The organism is Paenibacillus peoriae KCTC 3763 (assembly GCF_000236805.1).
Taxonomy (GTDB): domain Bacteria; phylum Bacillota; class Bacilli; order Paenibacillales; family Paenibacillaceae; genus Paenibacillus; species Paenibacillus peoriae.
This window is the reverse complement of record NZ_AGFX01000001.1, coordinates 63225-83373: the sequence shown is the minus strand read 5'-3', so window position 1 is coordinate 83373 and position 20149 is coordinate 63225. Positions and strand designations below refer to the sequence as shown.

General features: G+C 47.4%; 18 protein-coding genes. All 18 read right to left on the bottom strand.

The window, feature by feature from the left end; genetic code table 11:
- Window positions 1-139: 139 nt before the first annotated feature.
- The 18 genes from cyoD to KQI_RS0100220 all read right to left on the bottom strand — a co-directional run bounded on the left by cyoD (window position 140) and on the right by KQI_RS0100220 (window position 19974).
- A complete protein-coding gene (cyoD, locus tag KQI_RS0100305; protein WP_010344643.1) occupies window positions 140-475 on the bottom strand; it encodes a cytochrome o ubiquinol oxidase subunit IV in 336 nt (111 codons plus the stop codon).
- The gene (gene cyoC / locus KQI_RS0100300) at window positions 476-1084 is read right to left on the bottom strand and encodes a cytochrome o ubiquinol oxidase subunit III (protein ID WP_010344642.1); all 609 of its coding nucleotides are present in this window, start codon (window positions 1082-1084) and stop codon (window positions 476-478) included. It lies immediately after the preceding gene.
- Window positions 1084-3060: a cbb3-type cytochrome c oxidase subunit I gene (locus KQI_RS0100295; RefSeq protein WP_010344641.1), complete on the bottom strand. Its 1977-nt coding sequence runs from the start codon at window positions 3058-3060 to the stop codon at window positions 1084-1086. Before KQI_RS0100295 ends, cyoC begins: the two co-directional genes overlap by 1 nt.
- A 25-nt stretch (window positions 3061-3085) precedes the next feature.
- The gene (gene cyoA / locus KQI_RS0100290; RefSeq protein ID WP_010344640.1) at window positions 3086-4069 is read right to left on the bottom strand and encodes a ubiquinol oxidase subunit II; all 984 of its coding nucleotides are present in this window, start codon (window positions 4067-4069) and stop codon (window positions 3086-3088) included.
- 339 nt (window positions 4070-4408) lie between these two features.
- Window positions 4409-4657: a hypothetical protein gene (locus KQI_RS0100285; RefSeq protein ID WP_010344639.1), complete on the bottom strand. Its 249-nt coding sequence runs from the start codon at window positions 4655-4657 to the stop codon at window positions 4409-4411.
- Between the two features lie 213 nt (window positions 4658-4870).
- A complete protein-coding gene (locus tag KQI_RS0100280) occupies window positions 4871-6217 on the bottom strand; it encodes a GH1 family beta-glucosidase (protein ID WP_010344638.1) in 1347 nt (448 codons plus the stop codon).
- A complete protein-coding gene (locus KQI_RS0100275; RefSeq protein WP_010344637.1) occupies window positions 6214-8694 on the bottom strand; it encodes a glycoside hydrolase family 95 protein in 2481 nt (826 codons plus the stop codon). The genes KQI_RS0100280 and KQI_RS0100275 overlap by 4 nt, the downstream gene beginning before the upstream one ends.
- A gap of 103 nt (window positions 8695-8797) precedes the next feature.
- Window positions 8798-10492 (bottom strand): ABC transporter substrate-binding protein, encoded by a 1695-nt coding sequence (locus KQI_RS0100270; RefSeq protein ID WP_010344636.1) that lies wholly within the window; start codon window positions 10490-10492, stop codon window positions 8798-8800.
- Window positions 10493-10527: 35 nt separating this feature from the next.
- Window positions 10528-11430 carry a carbohydrate ABC transporter permease gene (locus KQI_RS0100265; RefSeq protein WP_010344635.1) on the bottom strand — a complete coding sequence of 301 codons (903 nt, stop codon included), beginning with the start codon at window positions 11428-11430 and terminating at the stop codon, window positions 10528-10530.
- 15 nt (window positions 11431-11445) lie between these two features.
- Window positions 11446-12459 (bottom strand): ABC transporter permease, encoded by a 1014-nt coding sequence (locus KQI_RS0100260; protein WP_010344634.1) that lies wholly within the window; start codon window positions 12457-12459, stop codon window positions 11446-11448.
- 402 nt (window positions 12460-12861) lie between these two features.
- Complete coding sequence (locus KQI_RS0100255) at window positions 12862-13647, bottom strand: ABC transporter ATP-binding protein (RefSeq protein WP_010344633.1); 786 nt, start codon at window positions 13645-13647, stop codon at window positions 12862-12864.
- A 21-nt stretch (window positions 13648-13668) separates the two neighbouring features.
- The gene (locus tag KQI_RS0100250; protein ID WP_138984770.1) at window positions 13669-14469 is read right to left on the bottom strand and encodes an ATP-binding cassette domain-containing protein; all 801 of its coding nucleotides are present in this window, start codon (window positions 14467-14469) and stop codon (window positions 13669-13671) included.
- A complete protein-coding gene (nikC, locus tag KQI_RS0100245; protein WP_010344631.1) occupies window positions 14466-15275 on the bottom strand; it encodes a nickel transporter permease in 810 nt (269 codons plus the stop codon). Before nikC ends, KQI_RS0100250 begins: the two co-directional genes overlap by 4 nt.
- On the bottom strand, window positions 15272-16213 hold the full coding sequence (gene nikB, locus KQI_RS0100240) for a nickel ABC transporter permease (protein ID WP_010344630.1): 942 nt from the start codon (window positions 16211-16213) through the stop codon (window positions 15272-15274). Before nikB ends, nikC begins: the two co-directional genes overlap by 4 nt.
- Window positions 16210-17721 carry a nickel ABC transporter substrate-binding protein gene (nikA, locus tag KQI_RS0100235; RefSeq protein WP_010344629.1) on the bottom strand — a complete coding sequence of 504 codons (1512 nt, stop codon included), beginning with the start codon at window positions 17719-17721 and terminating at the stop codon, window positions 16210-16212. The genes nikB and nikA overlap by 4 nt, the downstream gene beginning before the upstream one ends.
- Before the next feature lie 209 nt (window positions 17722-17930).
- Entirely contained in the window at window positions 17931-18347 is a 417-nt protein-coding gene (locus KQI_RS0100230; RefSeq protein WP_010344628.1) for a cupredoxin domain-containing protein, read from the bottom strand.
- A 131-nt stretch (window positions 18348-18478) separates the two neighbouring features.
- Window positions 18479-19138, bottom strand: coding sequence for a response regulator (locus KQI_RS0100225; protein ID WP_010344627.1), 660 nt, complete (start codon window positions 19136-19138; stop codon window positions 18479-18481).
- Window positions 19135-19974 carry a sensor histidine kinase gene (locus KQI_RS0100220; protein WP_010344626.1) on the bottom strand — a complete coding sequence of 280 codons (840 nt, stop codon included), beginning with the start codon at window positions 19972-19974 and terminating at the stop codon, window positions 19135-19137. Before KQI_RS0100220 ends, KQI_RS0100225 begins: the two co-directional genes overlap by 4 nt.
- Window positions 19975-20149 lie beyond the last annotated feature (175 nt).

Sequence of the window (20149 nt, the reverse complement as noted above, 5' to 3'; positions counted from 1 at the left end):
TCTGTTATACAATTCCATTTTACACATATGCAAACTTGAGTTCAAGAAGCCACAGTTTATGTTTCGAAATAGATGCACAAAAAAAAGGGATCGGCTTTAAGCCGATCCCTTTATCATATAGTGTTGCTCACACCATTGATTAGTGTGCTACCATATTGTATTCCATAATCCATACGGAACCACCAACAATGGTCAACAGGATAACAACCCCGAGGATCAAAGTCATGACATTCCAGCGTGGTCCATTGCTCTCACGGATATGCATGAAGAAGAAAAGCTGAACCAGAAATTGCAGCACTGCCGTGGCCAAAATAACGACCATGGTTGAAGTGCGGCTCAACATATGATTCATAACCACACCGAGCGGAATGACGGTCAGTACGATGGACAGAATAAACCCGATAACATAGGATTTCACTGAACCGTGAGAATCATCATGACCATGCGAACCTGCTCCTGATTGATGCTGTGCCACCTACATCACCCCCATCAAATAGACAACTGACAGCAAGAAGATCCAGACAGCGTCCAAAAAGTGCCAGTACAAGCTCAGTGCTGAGACTTTACCTTTCGTTTCAGGAGTAAGCCCACGCTTTTTCACCTGAAACATGAGTCCGATCATCCACACCAGACCCAAGGAAACGTGAAGTCCGTGCGTACCGACCAGTGTGAAGAATGCCGACAAGAACGCACTGGTTCCAAAATTGGCTCCTTCGTGTACCATTTCAACAAACTCGTAAACTTCAAAACCGATAAAACCAAGACCCAGGACCGCTGTCACGATTAACCAGCTGATTAATCCCTTCAGGCTTCCTTTATTCATGGCCAACACGGCCAGACCACTTGTAAAGCTGCTTGTAAGCAAGAGGAACGTTTCAATAATAACCCCTGTCATGTTAAACAGCTCTGCGCCCCCCGGCCCTCCGGCCGTATTGTTCCGAAGGACAACGAAGGTAGCAAACAAGGTACTGAACAGGATCACGTCCGTCACAAGGAAGATCCAGAAACCAAGCATCTTCAATTCTTGCGGATCGTGATGCCCGTGGTCATGATCATGGCTGTGATGTGCTGCAGCTTGTGCCATTATACAGACCCCCTTATTGCGGCTTCCGTGCGTTTTACTTCATCGGCAGGAATGTAGTAGTCGGCATCATAGGAGAAGAACGAGCGGCAAATCATACAAATTGCCACACCGAGCAGCCCTGGAATATAGAAGAACGACCAACCGAATACGAACCCAAAGCCTGCGATGAAAAAGAACACTGACATAATGAACGGAATCGCCGAATTTTTCGGCATATGAATTGCTTCAATTGGCGGTTGCTTTCTGAAAATACCTTTTGCACGTTTGTCTTTCTCTGCCCACCAGTCGTCACGTTCTTCTACTTGCGGGATGGTAGCAAAATTATACTCCGGTGCAGGTGAAGGAATCGACCATTCCAACGTATGACCACCCCAAGGGTCGCCTGTTGTATCCTTCAGCTTGCGGAAATTTTTGATACCCAGAAGAATTTGAAGAACCTGGAACAAGAAACCAATCCCCATCAGGAATGCTCCAATGGTTGAAACAAGGTTAAGCGGCTGCCAGCCAGTATCCCAGCCGTAAGTGCTCAGACGACGTGTCATACCCATCAGACCGAGGGAATACTGCGGAATGAAACATACATAGAATCCGATGTTCCAGAACCAGAAAGCCCATTTACCAGGCGTTTCAGGCAGCGTGAAGCCGAACATTTTAGGCCACCAGTAGTACAGACCTGCCAGATAACCGAACACTACACCGCCAATCAGAGCGGAGTGAAAGTGAGCGATCAGGAAGTAGCTGTTATGGAACTGGAAGTCTGCAGGCGCTACAGACAACATGACGCCCGTCAAACCTGCAATCAGGAAGTTCGGAATAAAAGCAATAGACCACATCATCGGAGTTTTAAATTCGATTTTACCCCGATACATCGTGAACAGCCAGTTAAATACCTTAACCCCTGTCGGTATTGCGATAACCATCGTCGAGATGGCAAAGAATGCATTCACATCTGCGCCTGATCCCATCGTGAAGAAGTGATGCGCCCAGGTGAAGAAGGACAAGATGGCAATCATGAACATGGCGTAAACCATGGATTTGTAGCCAAACAATTTCTTTTTAGAGAATACACTGATGACCTCGGAATAAATACCGAAGGCAGGCAAGACTACGATGTATACCTCAGGGTGACCCCACATCCAGATCAGGTTGATATACATCATCGGGTTACCGCCAAAATCAAGGGTAAAGAAGTGTCCTCCCCCAAAACGGTCAAGGAACAGCAGGGCCAATGTTATCGTCAGAATCGGAAACGCGAAAATGATAATAACACATGATGAAAATACGGACCACGTAAAGACAGGCATTTTCATCCAGGTCATACCAGGTGCGCGCATTTTAATAATGGTAACAATAAAGTTGATCCCTGTAGCCAATGAACCTATACCGGAAATCTGAATACCCCAGATATAGAAGTTCTCGCCAACACCGGGACTAAATTGTAGTTCGGAAAGCGGCGGGTAGCTCAACCAGCCTGCATCTGGCGAACCGCCAATAACGAAGGACAGGTTAAACAGCATCGCTCCCATAAAGAAAAGCCAGAAGCTCAGTGCGTTCAGGAAAGGGAACGCTACGTCTCGCGCACCAATTTGAAGCGGTACCGCGATATTAAACAAACCAAACATCAAAGGCATCGCCATAAACAAGATCATGATCGTGCCATGTGTTGTAAAGATCTGATTGTAATGCTCAGGATGCAGCAGTGTAACATCCGGTGAAGCAAGTTGAATACGCATCAATAATGCATCCACGCCACCGCGGAATAGCATCAGGATGGACGCAAGAATATACATGATACCGACTTTTTTATGGTCAACGGTCGTCAACCAGTTTTTCCAAAGCCAGCCCCATTTTTTGAAATAAGTGAGTACAAACACGATCCCGATCGTCGCAAGAGCGATGGAAACGTCCGCTCCATAAATCATCGGATCTCCAGTGACGAAGAAAGTGGATGCAAACTCTTTTATTTTATCAAGCATTGGGAGCCTCCTTCCCTATAATCATTTAATTGTGTCCGCTCATATTCATATGACTCATGTCCATTGCACCTTTAACTTCTGTGCCTGACTTGGAAGAGTTTTCAGCGGATGCTCCTTCGCCATGTCCTGCATGCGGGTTGGAAGCACCGTCTACTACGTACTTGGTTACGATGTCCTGGAACAATCCGTCGGGAATCGAAGAATACTCATCAGGCTGGGACAAACCTGGTTTTGCAAGCGCCAAATAGCCGTCCTTTGTCAACGGTTTGGACTGCTTCTTGATGTCAGCGACCCAGTTTTTATACTCTTCATCCGACTGGACTTCTACATCAAATCGCATTTGTCCAAAATGCTCACCGCTAAAGTTTGCACCCGAGCCAAAGTAAGTTCCTTCGTGATCGGCCTGCAAATGCAGTTTCATAGCCATGCCTGACATGGTGTAGATTTGACCGCCCAATTGCGGAATCCAGAACGAGTTCATCGGGGCATCGGCAGTCAGTTCAAAACGGACTGGAACACCTTTAGGAATGTGAACCTGGTTAACTGTAGCTATACCTTCCTCCGGGTACATAAAGAGCCATTTCCAGTCCAGTGAAGTCACTTGAATGGTTACTGGCTTTTGTGTACTTGCCAACGGCTTGGAAGGCTCCAGCAAGTAGGTATATCTCGCAGTGATGACCGCAATAATACAAATAACGATAATCGGAATAGCCCACCACACGGTTTCCAGCTTTTTGCTGTCATCCCAGTGGGGTTGATACTTTACTTTGTTAGTGGCTGAGTCACGATAGCGCCAAATAATGAAGAAAGTCAAAATCATGACCGGTACAATTATAAGCGCAGACAAGGCCGTCGTAATAATGATCAGCTCTTTTTGTGCTTGCCCAACGGGTCCTTTCGGATCGAAAACAACGTATTTTCCGCCAGCATAAAAACACGTCCAAATGAGCAATGCTACCGTGAGCACGGTCAAAACCAACGCAATAATCGCTTTTGGTTTTTTGTTCATGTTGTTCCCCTCTCCTTAGAAATAGTAAATTACTCAAAACTAACGAACTCCTGTAATGTTGCCCCTTATAAGATAGCAGAAAAGCAGTCACTTTTTTTATTGTTAACAAAATTGTCGATTATTTGTCCGTTTTTTGTGAAAAATCTCTCTAAAAATAAATTTTCTCTTGCAAATTCAAAAATCATTTATTACTAAAAAAATGACATAAAATACGATATTTATGTATCGCAAAGAAGCTATATTAAAGCAAAAAGCGGGCCTCCGTACAGTTATCATGCTACACTGCTCGAAGACCCACGATGTTGTTTTATTGGATATGTTCTTTCATTTTTATTTATGTTAACTGCGGCCGTTTTCCTGGTCTTCCTTCTTACGGGCAATGACAAACGCTTTCCCAATGAGAAAAATAAATATGCCAGCAACGAAGCAGCCAATACCTACCATTAAATATATATTACGATCGCTTAAATTCCCTAGATCAAACAAAATAAGGATAATACCTGCAATGCAGGCAATCCACGCGATAACTGATACCGTGCGGCTCATTTGGTTGTCAGTTGATCCTGAATTCCTATAATTTGCAGCCATACCCTTCACTCCCTCCGGTCTAAAAATAGTTTCAAACGCCCTCGTCAGGTATTTTTGTCAGTATGCACATATCTTGCTTTTCTATTCCTTTGGTCTATACATACTTGGAACAACCTGTAACATATCGTGGGCTATTACTACCCCGAAGGACCTTCTGTTCAAACAAAAGGGAGTGAAGACGGAACCAGCCCCGCTATTTCAAAGCAGATCTTTTTAGCGTCTGGTCTCCAGCCAATTATTATTGACCACATTTTGATACCAGTAATAGCTTTCCTTAGGGGTGCGGATTTGTGTGCGGAAATCGACATGAATCATGCCAAATCTCATATTGTACCCTTCTGCCCATTCAAAATTATCCATCAGTGACCATGCCATATATCCTTTGACATGCAGCCCGTCATGAATAGCCCGATGTACCTGTACCAAATGCTGACGCATATACGAAATACGACGGTCATCCTGAATCTTGCCGTTCACGATGTCATCGTTGATACATGCCCCATTCTCTGTAATGTATATGTCGATGTTGCCGTATTTTTGCAAATAATGCAGTACCTCATACAGCCCGCGTGATTCCACCGGCCAGCCGATATCCGTGACTGGCAGTCCCATATTGATCTCTTCGGATTGAAGAAACCCGGCTTCGGGATTAAAGCGATTCACTGACATACTATAGTAATTGATGCCGATCATATCTATCGGTTCACGAATGATGTCCATATCCCCATCCTGAATCGGTACGCTGGCTCCCTGCTCCGCAAACCAGTCTACCAAAAACTGTGGATATGAGCCTTGATAGATAGGCTGGAGAAACCAGTCACTGTGTAGGGAAATCGTGCGCGCACAAGCGGCTTTGTCATCCTCGGAAGTGCTGTAGGGCACAGCCCATGAGACATTTGGCGCGATGCCAATCTGACCACTGGTGCCCAGCTCGCGGAAACGACGCACAGAAAGGCCATGTGCAACCAACAGATGATGTCCCACATCGATGGCTGTCTGGAGATTCGTCAGACCAGGGGCGTGAACGCCCAGCATATTGGATAAAAAAGCGATGCACCACGGTTCATTAAATGTGAGCCAATGGTGTATTTTTCCGTGAAACTCGCGGAACATCGTTTCGGCAAACTGGACAAATGCCTGAATCGTGCGGCGATTTTCCCAGCCTCCCGCATCCTGAAGCACCTGTGGCAAATCCCAGTGATACAATGTGCAAAACGGTTCAATCCCGTTTTCGTTCAACAAATCGACTACGCGATGATAATAGTCCAAACCTTCTTGATTGACTTCACCGTCACCATTCGGGAATATACGCGGCCATGACACCGAAAAACGATATGTACGAATGCCCAGCTCCTTCATCAGCCGGATATCCTCCTCGTAGCGATGATAGCTGTCGCAAGCTACATTCCCGTTATCTCCGTTAAACACCTTACCAGGCGTATGGGCAAAGGTATCCCAAATGGACAGGCTTCTTCCCCCCTCCTGATAAGCCCCCTCGATTTGATAGGCTGCCGTTGCCGTTCCCCACATAAAGTCCTGCGGAAATTGAAAAATGGTCATATTCGATCTTCCTCTCCATGAATGATAATTATATGTCCGTCCGTTATTTCCTGCTCTTTGGTAAAAATCCATGACAGAATGAATCCGCCGTGCTCTGGATCAGGCTGAGCTTGCCGGGCATCTGCGCTAAAGGGCTGTGCACAGCGAATGCTGTAGTTTCCTGCCGGGACAGATGCGATAAGTTCCGCACGGACGAGCCGGGAACCGGACCATTCTATGCTGACCGTCATCCCGCCACGCCCCCGCAATCCGCTGACCCGTCCCTGCGACCATGCTGCAGGCAGGGCAGGCAGTAAGGTTATCTCACCCGGACGGCTTTGCAGCAGCATTTCCGCGATGCCCGCCGTCGCGCCAAAATTGCCGTCAATCTGAAAAGGCGGGTGAGCGTCGAATAGATTGGGATAGGCCGAACGCGACAGTAATGTGCGAACATACCGATGCGCCGCCTCGCCATCCTCCAGGCGGGCGTACAGGTTAATCAGCCAGGCACAGCTCCATCCGGTATAGCCTCCACCATGATCCAGCCGCCTGTACAAAGATATGCGGGCTGCCTCTGCCAGCTCCGGAGTATCGCGGATATGGATTTGTCGGCCAGGGTACAATCCGTACAGATGCGAAACATGTCGATGTCCCGGCTCCGCTTCCTCAAAGTCGACAAACCACTCCTGCAACTGCCCATGACGACCCATTTGATAAGGCAGCAGCCGTTGCTGTGTCTCTTCACAGCGGTTGCGGAACTCTTCGTCTAATTCCAGCAGATCCGCTGCCTGAATGCAGTTGCCGAGCAGTTCCCGGATCAGTGTCATATCCATCGTAGAACCCATGGATATACTGCACTCTTCGCCGGACGGTGTTATAAATTTGTTTTCAGGTGATGTGGAGGGAGAGGTAACTAGCCAACCATTCGGGCCTTCTACGAGCCAATCCATACAGAAGGCAGCCGCACCCTTCATCAGCGGATAAGCCTGTTCCGCCAAGTATGCTGTATCCTGGGTGAACAGATAACGGTCCCACAGATGAGCGGTCAGCCATACACCCCCTAGCGGCCAAAATGCCCAACTGGCGTGGCCTCCTGACGGTCCGGCGTACCTCCACAGGTCTACATTGTGGTGGGCTGCCCATCCTTGAGCGCCGTAATTGACGGAAGCCACTCTGCGTCCTGTACGGCTGATTTCCCCAATCATGTGCAGCAGGGGCTCATGGCACTCGGCAAGGTTACATACTTCAGCCGGCCAATAATTCATCTGTGTATTGATATTGGTTGTATAATTACTGTTCCACGGCGGCTGCACCCGGTCATTCCAGATGCCCTGGAGATTGGCGGGCTGACTGCCCGGGCGTGAACTGCCCATGAGCAGGTAGCGTCCATACTGAAATAAAAGCACCTCCAAACGCGGGTCCGCCTCACCTTGCTTATAACGCTCCAAGCGCAGATCAGTGGGCAGAATCGACTCTTCGGTTCGAGTGTCGCCCCCAAGCTCCAATGCGACACGGTCGAACAGTGCGCGATGGTCCTGCTCATGCCGCTGTCGCACCTGCTCGCTCCCCAGCGATATCACCTTATCCAAAGTGACTTGGCAGACCTCTGCTGACTCCGCCGGATCACTATCAGGCATCGTATGGAATCCCCGAAATCCGGTCGCCGCCGCCAAATATATCGTGAGTGTATCGGCGCCCGAGACGATGACTGTTCCGTCAGCCTTCGTCGTTACGATCCCTCCCTCGGAAACCATCCTCGCCTGAACCGCAAAAGCCATCCCCAGATCATGCTCGTAAACGACCGACTGCGGATGATCACCGTGATAATTGGATTCCACATGACTGGGCGCTCGTCCGGTCAGCGTAATACAGTTCCTTGCCGCTTCATCGGATGGTCCCTCAGCCACATCGCTATCCCATTGGGATAAAACAGCAAAATGTTCATCCTCGCCTGCCTCATCCTCACAAGGATGCGGTGTCGTTATGCGCACCGATGCATTAATCTGCCCAGCCCTATTCGCAGTCAGCGATACCATGATGATTCCATCTGGGCTACTTGCGATAACCTCACGCGTATATCGGATGCCATCGCTATGAAAAGCAACTGCTGCTGTGCCTGTCGGTAAGTCCAGTTCCCGTTCATAATGCGTGATTTCCCCGAGGCCCTCCTGCGCAATCCACAAATCTCCCAGAGGCTGATACGCTTCCGTATCGCAACCCAGCATGTGCGTATTGATCAGATGTTCCGCGTCCTTGTATTTTCCAGCTGCAATCAGCTCTCTGACGGGCTTCAAGTATCGCAAAGCATCATATTGAACGCCATCTCTGGGAAATCCAGACCAGAGCGTATCCTCGTTTAATTGCAAACGCTCCTCCCTGATCCCGCCAAACACCATAGCGCCGAGTCTCCCATTGCCGACGGGCAATGCTTCCTCCCATACCTCAGCAGGTTGGCGGTACCATAACCGCAGAGGCTGCGGCTTTTCGCCTTTCGTCACGTCAAACCCTCCCCACCTGAGCTAAAACAGAGCACCGATCCCGTATTGCCCCTAGGACAAGTGCTCTGTCATCCGGCATTTCAAAGTTTGGTTAATGGATTTGTTATTTAGATGCCTTCCCGCTCCATAGCTCCACTCTGTCCTTCACCAATTGCGTGTACTGCTGTTCCATTTGCACAGCGCCGGCCGCATCCAGCTCTTTGATCATGTTGTCGTACACGGTGTCAAAATTGGAGGTCGGTGCCAAAATAGCCTCCGGTATACGCTTGCGGATAATATCCGTGGTTTTTTTGAACGTAACGTTATAGTTGGATTCATTGTCTGTCATCAGGTTATAGGCTGCGCCCCATGGCTTGACTTCAAATTCCTTTTCGTCCGGGAAAAGCTCCTTCCACGTTTTTACGCCATACGCCTTGAGCGACTCCTTTTCCGGCTCCGAATAGGCTGCGATAATTTGTTCCGGAAATTTGGTAGTATAGTAGTTCCCCGTAGGGTCCTTCACACCATCACCATAATGTCCGCTGATCAACGTGTACAGATCCATTCCGCTTGTTTTGTTGAAGCTGGTGGCGTTGTTTGTTTTTTGCTCCAGTATATTTGCCGGAATGATGCGTTTGCCGTCCTTGATCTCATAATGCTTACCTTCGATCCCCCAGTTCACCAGCACCTGTCCTTCATCGGAAGCCAGATAATCAAGAAACTTAATGGCCCGCACCGGGTCCTTACAGCTCTCTGTAATGCCTACACCATAACCGGACATGAAGCCTGCATCTTGAAAGGAATGATCCTTATATTCCTCCGAAAATGTAACTGGAAAATGCGCATAGCTGGCATCGGCCTTGCCTGACGTTTTTAACGCATTTTCAGCTTCCAGATAGCCCCATTCCTGGTCAATCAGACCGAGGACGCGACCGCTGGCAATTTTGGATTTGTACTGGTCACTTTTTTGCACAAATGATTCCTTATCCAGCAGCCCTTCATTGTACATATGGTTCAACCAGCGGAAATACTCCTTTTCCTCCGGACGTTTGTAATGAAGCTTGGCTTCAAACGTCTTGGGATCAATAAAATATTCGCCATCGTCCGACGCTCCTGTCGTCTGGAAGGCAGGATTCGTTACGGTAATCATGATTCTCCAGTCATCCGCATCCAGCGTGAGGGGAATTGCTTTTTTGCCGTCAATGGTCGGATGTTTGGCTGCATAAGTCTTAAGTACGTTCTCAAAATCCTGTAATGTTTTCACCTTCGGATACCCCAGTTCCTTAAGTACCCTGTGCTGGATTTCAAATCCACCCGTCGCATCAAAGCTCTTCTGCCCCACACCTGCGTACGTAGGAATGACATAGATAGCCTGATCCTTATTGCTGTATTTCAGCCGATCCATATAGGGACCGTACAGCTTTTTGAGATTCGGTGCGTGCTCGTTAATCAGATCCGTCAGATCAATCATCGCTCCGGCATCCACCAGCTTGCTGACATTTGCTTTGGCAGAAACCAGATCCGGGTACTCTCCGCTTGCTGCCATCAAGGAAATGCGGTCATTCCCGCCCCCGCCGCTGACATCGAATTCAGCATTCAGGGTTACACCCGTTCTTTTCGTGATTTCCTTGCCTATTTCATCCTTCATACCGCTCCATTGCGGGCTCGGATCAGCTCCAAAAAAACTAAACGTAATCGGATCAGTTCCGCTGGATGAGCCCTCCTTTGCTGCGTCTTGGCTCCCGCCACAGCCTGCCAGTGCAGCAAGTGATACCGCAAGCAGGGGAATGAGTGCAAATCTGGACCAGTGTTTTTTCATGTTCGAAACCTCCTGTATTCTTAATGATTTAACTGTTACGATTTCACTGCGCCCAGCGTCATGCCGCCTACAAAATACTTTTGCAGGAACGGATATACCAGCAGGATGGGGAGTGTAACCGTAATCGTAATTGCCATTTTGATGGATTCTGGCGAAATCTGTGCCATTTGCTTCGCCATATCATTGCTGTTGGTCATGCTGGAGCCGCCTTGCTGTGTACTTTGCAGTACCTTCATCAGCTCGTATTGCAGCGTTGTCCATTGTGAAGCTGTCCCGTTGTACAAATACGTATCAAACCACGCGTTCCATTGATTCACCGCCAAAAAAAGAGCAATTGTCGCGAGCACAGGCTTACACAGCGGTAGAATTATTTTCCAGTATATTGTAAAATCGTTTGCTCCGTCCAGCTTGGCAGACTCCTGCAGCGCATACGGCAAGCCATCCATAAAGGAACGAATGACAAATACATTAAACGCGCTAATCAGCGTCGGAAAAATATACACCCAGAACGTGCCCAGCAAATGCAAATCACGCATCAGAATAAACACAGGCACCATCCCGCCGGAAAAATACATCGTCAATGCCAGAAACGTGGAAATGAATTTGCGGGCGCGAAAATCGACCCGACTCAGCGTAAATGCAAGCATGGATGCACAGATGAGTCCCAGCACCGTTCCGACCAGTGTACGTAAAATCGATACCTGCAGCCCCTGAAGAAGGCCATCGTATTGGAAAATTGTTTTGTAATTTTCGATTGTAAACTGGCGGGGCCATATATAAATGCCGCCACGAACCGTGTCCGTCGAATTATTCAAGGAAATTGCAAGTACGTTCAGAAACGGATACAGCGTCACTACCACGATTAGAGCCATAAGAATATAGTTGAACAGGTCAAACATCTTTTCAGACCGGGTCGCGTTAAAAGCCTTGTTTGTCATTTCGCCTCTCCCTCCCTACATGATGCTTTCTTTGGTCAGCTTCTTGAATATGCCATTTGCCGTAAACAACAACAGAATGCTGACCAACGAATTGAAAATACCGATCGCCGTCCCGTAAGAGAAGCGGCCCAAATTAATCCCGTAATTCAATGCATACAAATCCAGCACTTCGGAATAATCTGTTACCAGACTATTGCCCAGCAGGAACTGCTTTTCAAAACCGTTGCTGACCAAATGCCCAATCGCCATAATAAACAGGACGGCAATGGTCGAGCGGATGCCCGGCAGCGTAATATGCCACATCTGTCTCCAGCGGCTTGCCCCATCCACACGGGAAGCTTCATACTGCTCCTGGTCTATTCCGGTGATCGCGGCTAAGTAAATAATCGTGTTCCAGCCCGTCTCTTTCCATATGTCGGAAGCGGTTACAATGTACCAGAACCAGCTCCCCTTGGCCATAAATTGAATCGGCTCATCCACAATATGAAGCGCTATCAATATATCGTTAACGATCCCCCCATCAATGGACAGCATCTTGGTAACCAATCCGGCAACCACCACCCAGGATACAAAGTGCGGAAGGTAAGATACCGTCTGCACGAAGCGCTTGAACATCATTCCCCTCAGCTCATTTAACAAAATTGCAAAAAAGATCGGTACAACAAAGCCAAACACAATGCCCATTAAGCTCATCGCCAGCGTATTGCGTAATACCAGATAAAATCGTTCATCCTGAAAAAGCTCAATAAAGTTGTCGAACCCTACCCATTTCTGATCCAAAAAGGATTTGGCAGGCTTATAATTTTGAAAGGCCATCGTCCAGCCCCACAAGGGAAGATAACTAAAAATAAACACCCATATGACGAAAGGAATGGACATAAAATAAAGATATTTTTGCTGCTTCACACTGTCCCACAAGCCTTTTTTACCATGTGCGGGCTCCGGCCCGCGTCCCCTCCGCGGTCTGCCCCGATTGGATTCGGGAATCGCAGTACCAGTATTGGAAGCGGTTTCAGTTGAAGATTCCATAGCAAGCTCCTCCTCGTATCTAGTTACTATTATTTTACTGTGCCGGATCAGAAGCGAATACCCGACGAATTAGGAGAAAAATCAGTTCAAAATTAGATATAAGGGGGTGGGTTGGGATTTACATGGGGTGCCACTACGCATGCGGATGGTGCTTCCCATCGCTGTTGCCCCCGGATTTCTTGAATAAACACACAATGGTAGAAATCCGGTGGCAGTTTATGCTTACGATGCGAGCTTTCCTACAGAAAGCTTTAAGTCGACCGCTTCGCTTGTCCAGCACCATTCCGCCTGCTCCGTTTCAATGTAAATTCCCTGAGGAAAATCTTATAAAAACAAAAAGACCAGCAATGTAAGCTGATCAGAGGTAAAGGGTAATACAATTCTCTAAGTATGTTCAAACCCTTAATCATATTCTGCAACTAATTGGCGGGTATATGGATGTCTGTCCGGAGCAAATAATTCCTCCTTTACAAACTCATCCACCAAACGGCCTTCATGCATGACCAGCACCCGGTCACACATATATTGCACCACAGGTAAGTCGTGGGATATAAACAAATACGAAAATGCCAGCCTGCCCTGCAACTCCTGGAGCAAGCTTAGCATTTCTGACTGAATTAAGGTGTCCAGGCTGGATGTGGGTTCATCCATTATAATGAGTGCCGGTTCCACGCTAATAGCTCTTGCTATGCAAAGTCGTTGCTTCTGTCCACCGCTGATTTCATGCGGATATCTATCCAGCAGTTCAGGTGATAAACCCACATACCCCAGCAGCTTCCCTGCTATTTCTCTTCTGTTTGGACCACAGTTTTTCAAAAAAGACGGAACCTTTCGTTCCAGCTGATCCAAGGGCTCCATAACGGATTCCAATAAACGAAACCATGGATTCAACGCCGCAGACGGGTTTTGGAATACAGCCTGCATCTGTCCTTTATAACGTTTTAACGATTCCCGGTTGCCCGCTTGTACAGGATTCCCCTGGAACCAAATTGTTCCTGAATCCATAACTTGCATGAGCATGATACAACGTGCCAATGTGCTTTTCCCACAACCGCTTTCGCCGATTAGACCCACACATTCACCCGCTCGAATCGTCAGCGATACCCCGCCGAGTACTTTTTTCTTTTTGTGGTAAGATTTTTGAATGTCCTTCACGACTAGAAGTTCAGTTACAGGTTCCGGATTCATAAAGATTTTCTTCCACCATTTCTATATGGATTCATGTACCATTTCCGTTGATGGATGCAAGGATGGAATGGCTTCAATCAGCCTTCGGGTGTAGGACTGCTTCGGGTTGTTTAACAATGGCAATGTGCTTCCCGTTTCAATAACCTGACCTTCTCGCATTACAGTAACTTGATCGGCGTAACGCTTGACGTTTCTCAGATTATGGGAGATGAACAAAATGCCACATCGAGTGCGTTCTTTCAGCTCTGAAATGATGCGTAAAATTTCGTTGGCATTCGTTTGATCCAATGCTGTGGTAGGCTCGTCCAAAATCAGCAGCTTGGGTTCCAGCATGATGACTACCGCAAGCGAGACCCTCTGTAGCTGGCCCCCACTAAGCTGAAATGGGTAACGGTTATATATTTCTTTCGGTAACTGAACGTGTTCGAGGACTTGCTCAATGCGCTCTTTTCGATTTTTGCGTACCAGCATATGATGTGCTTTTAACGTTTCGTCCAATTGTTTGCCTATAGTAATAAACGGAGTAAGCACGCTGGCATAGTCCTGAAAAACATAAGCGATTTCCTTGCCTCGTAGACGTTCTCTATTTGTCTTGGACATAGCGAGTAACGAACTTCCGCACCATTCAATCTTGCCGGATTCCACCCAAACTGTCGCAGGAAGCATATCCCCAATCGACAGCGAGGTCATACTTTTTCCACTCCCGCTTTCACCAATCAATGCATGACACTGTCCCGCGCTAACGGATAAATCGAGATCACGCACAATTGTGCCTTGCTCAGATTTCAGATGCAGGCCGACTATTTCCAGCAGGTTCATCATTTCACTTCCCCCCGTGGCCGAGAATCCAGACTATCCCGTAGCTGATCCCCGATCAGATTGGATAAGAGAACGAACAGCATAATGGCTACACCGGGAATGACCATCACCAGCGGAGAACTGTGGAAATAAGTCCGCCCTTCATTCAGCATCGCTCCCCATTCGGGAGCAGGCGGCTGTAGCCCAAGTCCAATATAGGATAATGCCGCGATCATTAAAATGATTTTGCCCAGATCCAGGGTGGCTACGACCACAATTTCTCTGAAAGCTGCTGGCAGCAAATGCTGGAGGACCAATCGAAACGTCGGTACTCCGCTCAAGCGGGCACTGTAGATATAATCCTTCTCTTTTTCTGCCATCAGACTGCTTCTCACCAAACGAGCGTAAGCCACCCATTTTACTAATACAATCGCAATCATCAGGTTGACAATCCCCGGTCCGAGCAAGCCCGTCAGTACGATGGCAATCAAGTAATCGGGAAAAGCCAAAAAAGAATCCGACACCCGCATGAACAAGCGGTCTATTCCTTTGCCCATCACCCCTGCCACTACCCCGGCCGGAATGCCAATGCTTAGAGAAAGAATAAGAATCAACAAACTTGCACCAACCGTATTTCTCCCCCCATATGCCAACCGCGACAGCACATCTCTGCCAAGGCCATCCGTACCCAACCAATGCTCGCTACTTGGAGATTGAACTCTTCGAGAGAGCGAAACGAGCAACGGATCATTTTTCATAAACTCTGGAAGAATGAACAATGCAACGATTCCACCGATAAACAACAATAAAGGAAGTCGGGATTTACTCAATGTCCTCCCTCCTTCAAGCGGATTTCAGGATTCACGTATCCCACTGTTACATCCGTCACCACGTGAAGCAGCATCATGATAGCACCCATAAATAAAATGTATCCCTGAATGATCGGATAATCCCGGTTATGAATAGCTTCTACAATAAACTTTCCCAGTCCCGGATAGGCGAATATCGTTTCTACCACAACACTTCCCCCCAGCAAGCTTCCCACACTGATACCAAACATGGTCATGACTGGAGTCAAGCTATGGCGACACGCATGCAACCAAAAAATACGCTTCCTTCCAATTCCTCTGGACCTTGCGCCCAGGATAAAATCCTGACTCAAGCTGTTTAACAGACTGGAACGAATAAGACGTACATATACCGCAGCCATCGTCAGCCCCAATGTTAGCGAAGGCAGCACCAGATGCATCAAAGTACCGTTCCCCATCGACGGAAAGATCGACCACCGTACCGAAAACCCCTCGATAAGCAGAAGTCCTAGCCAAAAGCTGGGGATGGATGCTCCCATGATGGCGAGTACGCGACTGACTCGATCAATCCACTTCTTGGGATACAAGGCTGAACAAGCGCCTAACGGAACCGCAACTACGATCAGCACCATAATGGAGGTGCATGTTAAAAGAAGCGTCGCAGGCATTCTCGTCCATATTTCTTCTGTTACCGGACGATGTGTCATGTAGGAAGTCCCCAAATCCAAACGCATGAACTTGGAGAGCCATTCCCCATATTGCACGATAATCGGCTGATTCAGGCCCATAATCTCCCTTTGGATCTCCACTTGCTCGTTCGTAAATGTCACATCATCCACACGCAGCAGTTGTCGCACCACGTCTCCCGGAGCAAGCTTGATTCCCGCGAAGCTGATGAGCGATAGAATAAAAATAAACAGAAAAAACTCGATCAGCCTTTTGCCCAGCAACTGAATCATTTGGCTTCAACATCCAACTGATTGGTGAGCATGTAGTATTCACTTTTACTGGTTACCCAGTTTTTCACAATGTCTTTGTAAACAACCAGCGTGTTCGGATGCACCAGGTAGGAATAGTATGTCTGGTCATTAATTCGCGTGAGTGCTTGAACGATCAGTTCATTTCGTTTTGCCGTATCTACGGTTTGATCCAGCTGGTAAATCCATTTATTCAACAATTCATCGTTTATTTTTCCATAATTCAGCGTTCCGTCCGGTAAAAACGATATATTCAAAAAGTAGCTGGCATCTCCCCGAGGCGCAATCAACGGACTGTACATGCCCAAATCCCAAGTCGTATTGTTCATCAAATAGTCTTCGTAATTTTCAACCTGCTCGATTTGCAGCGTAATACCCAGTTGCTTGGCTTCCGATTGCAACGCTTGTGAGAAGATGGGGAACTCGGCCCTGGATGCATAGGTCACCAGTTTTAAGGTTAAGGGCTTCCCGTTTTGTGTAACTTTGCCGTTGTTCACCTGAAGTCCGGCCTCCTCAAACCACTTGAGCGCTTCTTCAGTCCCGGTCTTGCGGGTTGGATATTCCGGTACAAACGGGAAATCAGGCAAAAACGGACCTTGTGCCACCGTAGCTTGACCGCCCATAATGGCGTCCTTCAGCTCCTCGCGATTGACCAAGGCATCAAATGCCTTACGCAAATTTACATTTTGGAACAGAGGCTTTTTCGTGTTAAAAATTAACTCATGTGTGCGCAAGCTAACCACGGAGTCCAACCTGAGCTGAGTGTCTTGCTTCATTTTGTCCATGCTTTCAACAGGCGGGCGATAAACGATATCTGCGTCACCGGATAAAATAGCGGATAAACGCGCATTCGCATCTTCGTTAAAAGCGAAAACCGCCCGGTCCAGCTTGGCCGCCCCACTCCAATATCCATCATAACGGGTAAGCTTTAATGATGTGCCTGCGGTGAAGGACTCCACTTGGAAAGGCCCTGTACCAATTGGCTTCTTATCCGGATCTGCTGCTTCCGTGTCCAGAATGGCTGTGTTGGGATGAACAAGCTCGGATGGGAACTGAGGGAATGATTCTTCCGTGACCACATGCAGCGTTTGCCCGGAGGCTTTCATGGATTTAATTCGCAATACCTGCTTAACCCCCGGATTCAGCTCTATCGAGCGTTCCAGCGATTGCTTGACTGTCTCTGCGGTCAGTTTTTTTCCGTTTTGGAAGGTGACACCGTCACGAATCTGAAACTCCCAATTTTGCCCGTCTTTGCTCGACCATTGGGTAGCCAGCCACGGCTGGATTTTTACGTTCTCGTCCAGCTTAACCAACGTTTCCACGACTCCGGCTCTTAACGGCGTGTAATCCAGGCTGGGATCAACGGTCTGACTGGCGAAATTAAACAGGAAGGTCAGTTCTTTCTTTGCCTGCTGCGCTGCTTGCGTTGAACTCTCTTTCGTACCGGAACAAGCAGCTAGTACAGCTATGCTCAAAAGCATACATACCATTGGGATGAATCTTCTTTTTTTCATATTTCCCCTTCATTTCTCTATCGTTTCCTTCCATCATACCTTCCCTTTTCTTGTCATAACCTGACCCACTTGAGCTATATCCGCCTTCTAACATTGAACATTTTGTGACTATTATCATAGATTCTTTCGTACGAAGGCAAAAAAATAGCCTCCCAGCACAAATGTGCCGGAAAGCTGATATTGATTTATTTTACCGTGATCGTCCCATAGTACATGTACATGCCGCAATTATACTCATATACCCCTGGTTTCAGGTCCTTGACGGTAAAATAATTATTTTCGTGATCCAGAAAAACGTCCATTCCGATCTTCAACGACTGTACTTCATCAATGCAAGTAAAGGATGTCATTTTCTTGAAATTGATTTTGGTCGGAACGCCAGCTTTCACTTCAATATTTTTAGGATAAAAACCGTCCCCTTTTACACCCACTGTAACCATCTCGTATTGGGTCTTGTCCGGCTCTTCCTGAGCTTGTTTAGGTTGACTGGCCGGAAACGACGACACGCTCCCTTGAAAATAAAACAAGACAAACCCGCCCACGATCAGCGCTACAAAACCAATCAGCATCAAATGCCAATGTTTAGAGATGAGTGTTTTCATTCATATCAGCCCCCTCCAGTTGATTGTCTGCATGTGGCGCATCAACTCTAACCAAGTATATAGAAGTTAGTCAAAATTTAAAATACCTCATTCGAGCTATATTGTGAAGATAGTGTCACAAAAAAACAGGGTTATGGCTTGAATTTGGGATCATCAGGAACAAGCCCCATTTCCAACGCATATCTCGTCAATTGTACACGGTTCTGAACATGCAGCTTCTGCAAAATATTTTTTAGATGATTTTTTACCGTATACTCTGAAATGCCGTATTTCTCAGCGATTTCCTTATTGGTCCACCCCGCGGCCACCCCATACAAAATGTCCTGCTCTCTTGAGGTAAGATGGACCTGCGGTTCCTTTTTTGCCGTTATCGTAACGTCTTTCAAGATTTGAAAAGCCAGTTCCCGGCTCAGCGGTGCTTCCTCATTCACGATAGAATGCAGGTACTCCAGCCATGTGGAGGGCGCTATGTTTTTTAACAGGTAGCCTTGGGCACCTCGTTTCAAAGCTTCAAGTAGATGAATCATATCATCCGACACGGTGATCATCACTATTTTCACATATGGAAACAAGAGCTTAATCCGCTGTGTAGCCTCCAGCCCGTCCATTCCGGGCATCGAAATATCCATCAGGATCAAATCCGGCAGCCATTGCCCGGTAAACTCAATTGCTTTTTCACCGTTGTCTACCACACCGATGATTTCAAAGCTTTGATCCATGGCTAATATTTCACAGATAGCTTCGCGAGCATGAGCAGAATCATCTACGACCAGCACACGGATATGCGTCATTGGTGTTCTCCCTCTTTGGATATTTCCACTGTGGTATACGAAGAATCTGACAGAAGCCGAAATGTCCAATTCATAGCTTCCGCTCTTTCCTTCATGATATTCAGACCATATCTGTCTTTAAACAGAGAAAGATCCGTGGTAAAGCCTTTACCGTTGTCCTTGACGATAACTTTCCATTGATCTTGGTCACCTTCCCCGGTAATCCATCCTTTGGAAGCCCCTGAGTGCTTTTCAATATTGATAACCGCCTCACGAATGCAGGCCAGAAGCTCTATCTTCTCTTTGGGAGTCAGCGCAATATCAGGAATCGTCCACTGAATATCTACATGCACAGGAATTTCGTGAATCATTTGCTGCACCTTGTAGTCCAGGGATTCGTTGGTTATCAGCATTTCGCCCGGGGTCGGATCAAATCTTAAATTGGCAATCGCCTGACGAACATAGCGGTTCACTTCGTGGACGGTCTTTCTGATTTTGTAAATATCCTGACGATACTGGCCTTGATCGCCGTTGTGCTCCAGCCGATCCACTTTGACGGACAATAAAAAAAGAGATTGGGCTATCCCGTCATGCAGCTCCCTGGCAAGTTCCTCTCTCGCTTCAAAGGCGGCTTTGGCCGTGCGTTCGTGTTGCAGCTCCATCTGAATACGTTCCAGCATATGGAAGAGTTTGGTCAATAGCGTTATACTGACCAAATACAAGATAACCGGAGTAAGCCAGTTGCCCACATTCATCGAGATATAAGAGAGCAAAAATTGGTGTCTCACATATTCCCAAGCTCCAACCGTTAGTGTAGGTACAAATAAAATCATCCATTTAATTTGTTTATACGTCATACGGGCCTCCTTGCAGCAGTATGCAAAATGCACTAACCGAGCAGATCAATGCTTCAAACCGTTCCGAGTGTCTTTATGCCTCACAAGCATAACTTTTTTGCTGATTCGGAACAAGCTTGATCCTACAGCGGATAGAGAAGTAAAAGGAGCCGGACATATCTGCGCTGGCTCCTGA

What these genes read in the sequence shown, in the direction of transcription:
- nikA (WP_010344629.1), bottom strand. Translation starts at nt 17,721, where the DNA reads ATGGTATGTATGCTTTTGAGCATAGCTGTACTAGCTGCTTGTTCCGGT.
- KQI_RS0100265 (WP_010344635.1), bottom strand. Translation starts at nt 11,430, where the DNA reads ATGACAAACAAGGCTTTTAACGCGACCCGGTCTGAAAAGATGTTTGAC.
- KQI_RS0100220 (WP_010344626.1), bottom strand. Translation starts at nt 19,974, where the DNA reads ATGACGTATAAACAAATTAAATGGATGATTTTATTTGTACCTACACTA.
- cyoC (WP_010344642.1), bottom strand. Translation starts at nt 1,084, where the DNA reads ATGGCACAAGCTGCAGCACATCACAGCCATGATCATGACCACGGGCAT.
- KQI_RS0100260 (WP_010344634.1), bottom strand. Translation starts at nt 12,459, where the DNA reads ATGGAATCTTCAACTGAAACCGCTTCCAATACTGGTACTGCGATTCCC.
- KQI_RS0100270 (WP_010344636.1), bottom strand. Translation starts at nt 10,492, where the DNA reads ATGAAAAAACACTGGTCCAGATTTGCACTCATTCCCCTGCTTGCGGTA.
- KQI_RS0100285 (WP_010344639.1), bottom strand. Translation starts at nt 4,657, where the DNA reads ATGGCTGCAAATTATAGGAATTCAGGATCAACTGACAACCAAATGAGC.
- KQI_RS0100225 (WP_010344627.1), bottom strand. Translation starts at nt 19,138, where the DNA reads ATGACGCATATCCGTGTGCTGGTCGTAGATGATTCTGCTCATGCTCGC.
- KQI_RS0100250 (WP_138984770.1), bottom strand. Translation starts at nt 14,469, where the DNA reads ATGATGAACCTGCTGGAAATAGTCGGCCTGCATCTGAAATCTGAGCAA.
- cyoA (WP_010344640.1), bottom strand. Translation starts at nt 4,069, where the DNA reads ATGAACAAAAAACCAAAAGCGATTATTGCGTTGGTTTTGACCGTGCTC.
- KQI_RS0100280 (WP_010344638.1), bottom strand. Translation starts at nt 6,217, where the DNA reads ATGACCATTTTTCAATTTCCGCAGGACTTTATGTGGGGAACGGCAACG.
- KQI_RS0100230 (WP_010344628.1), bottom strand. Translation starts at nt 18,347, where the DNA reads ATGAAAACACTCATCTCTAAACATTGGCATTTGATGCTGATTGGTTTT.
- nikB (WP_010344630.1), bottom strand. Translation starts at nt 16,213, where the DNA reads ATGATTCAGTTGCTGGGCAAAAGGCTGATCGAGTTTTTTCTGTTTATT.
- KQI_RS0100255 (WP_010344633.1), bottom strand. Translation starts at nt 13,647, where the DNA reads ATGAATCCGGAACCTGTAACTGAACTTCTAGTCGTGAAGGACATTCAA.
- KQI_RS0100295 (WP_010344641.1), bottom strand. Translation starts at nt 3,060, where the DNA reads ATGCTTGATAAAATAAAAGAGTTTGCATCCACTTTCTTCGTCACTGGA.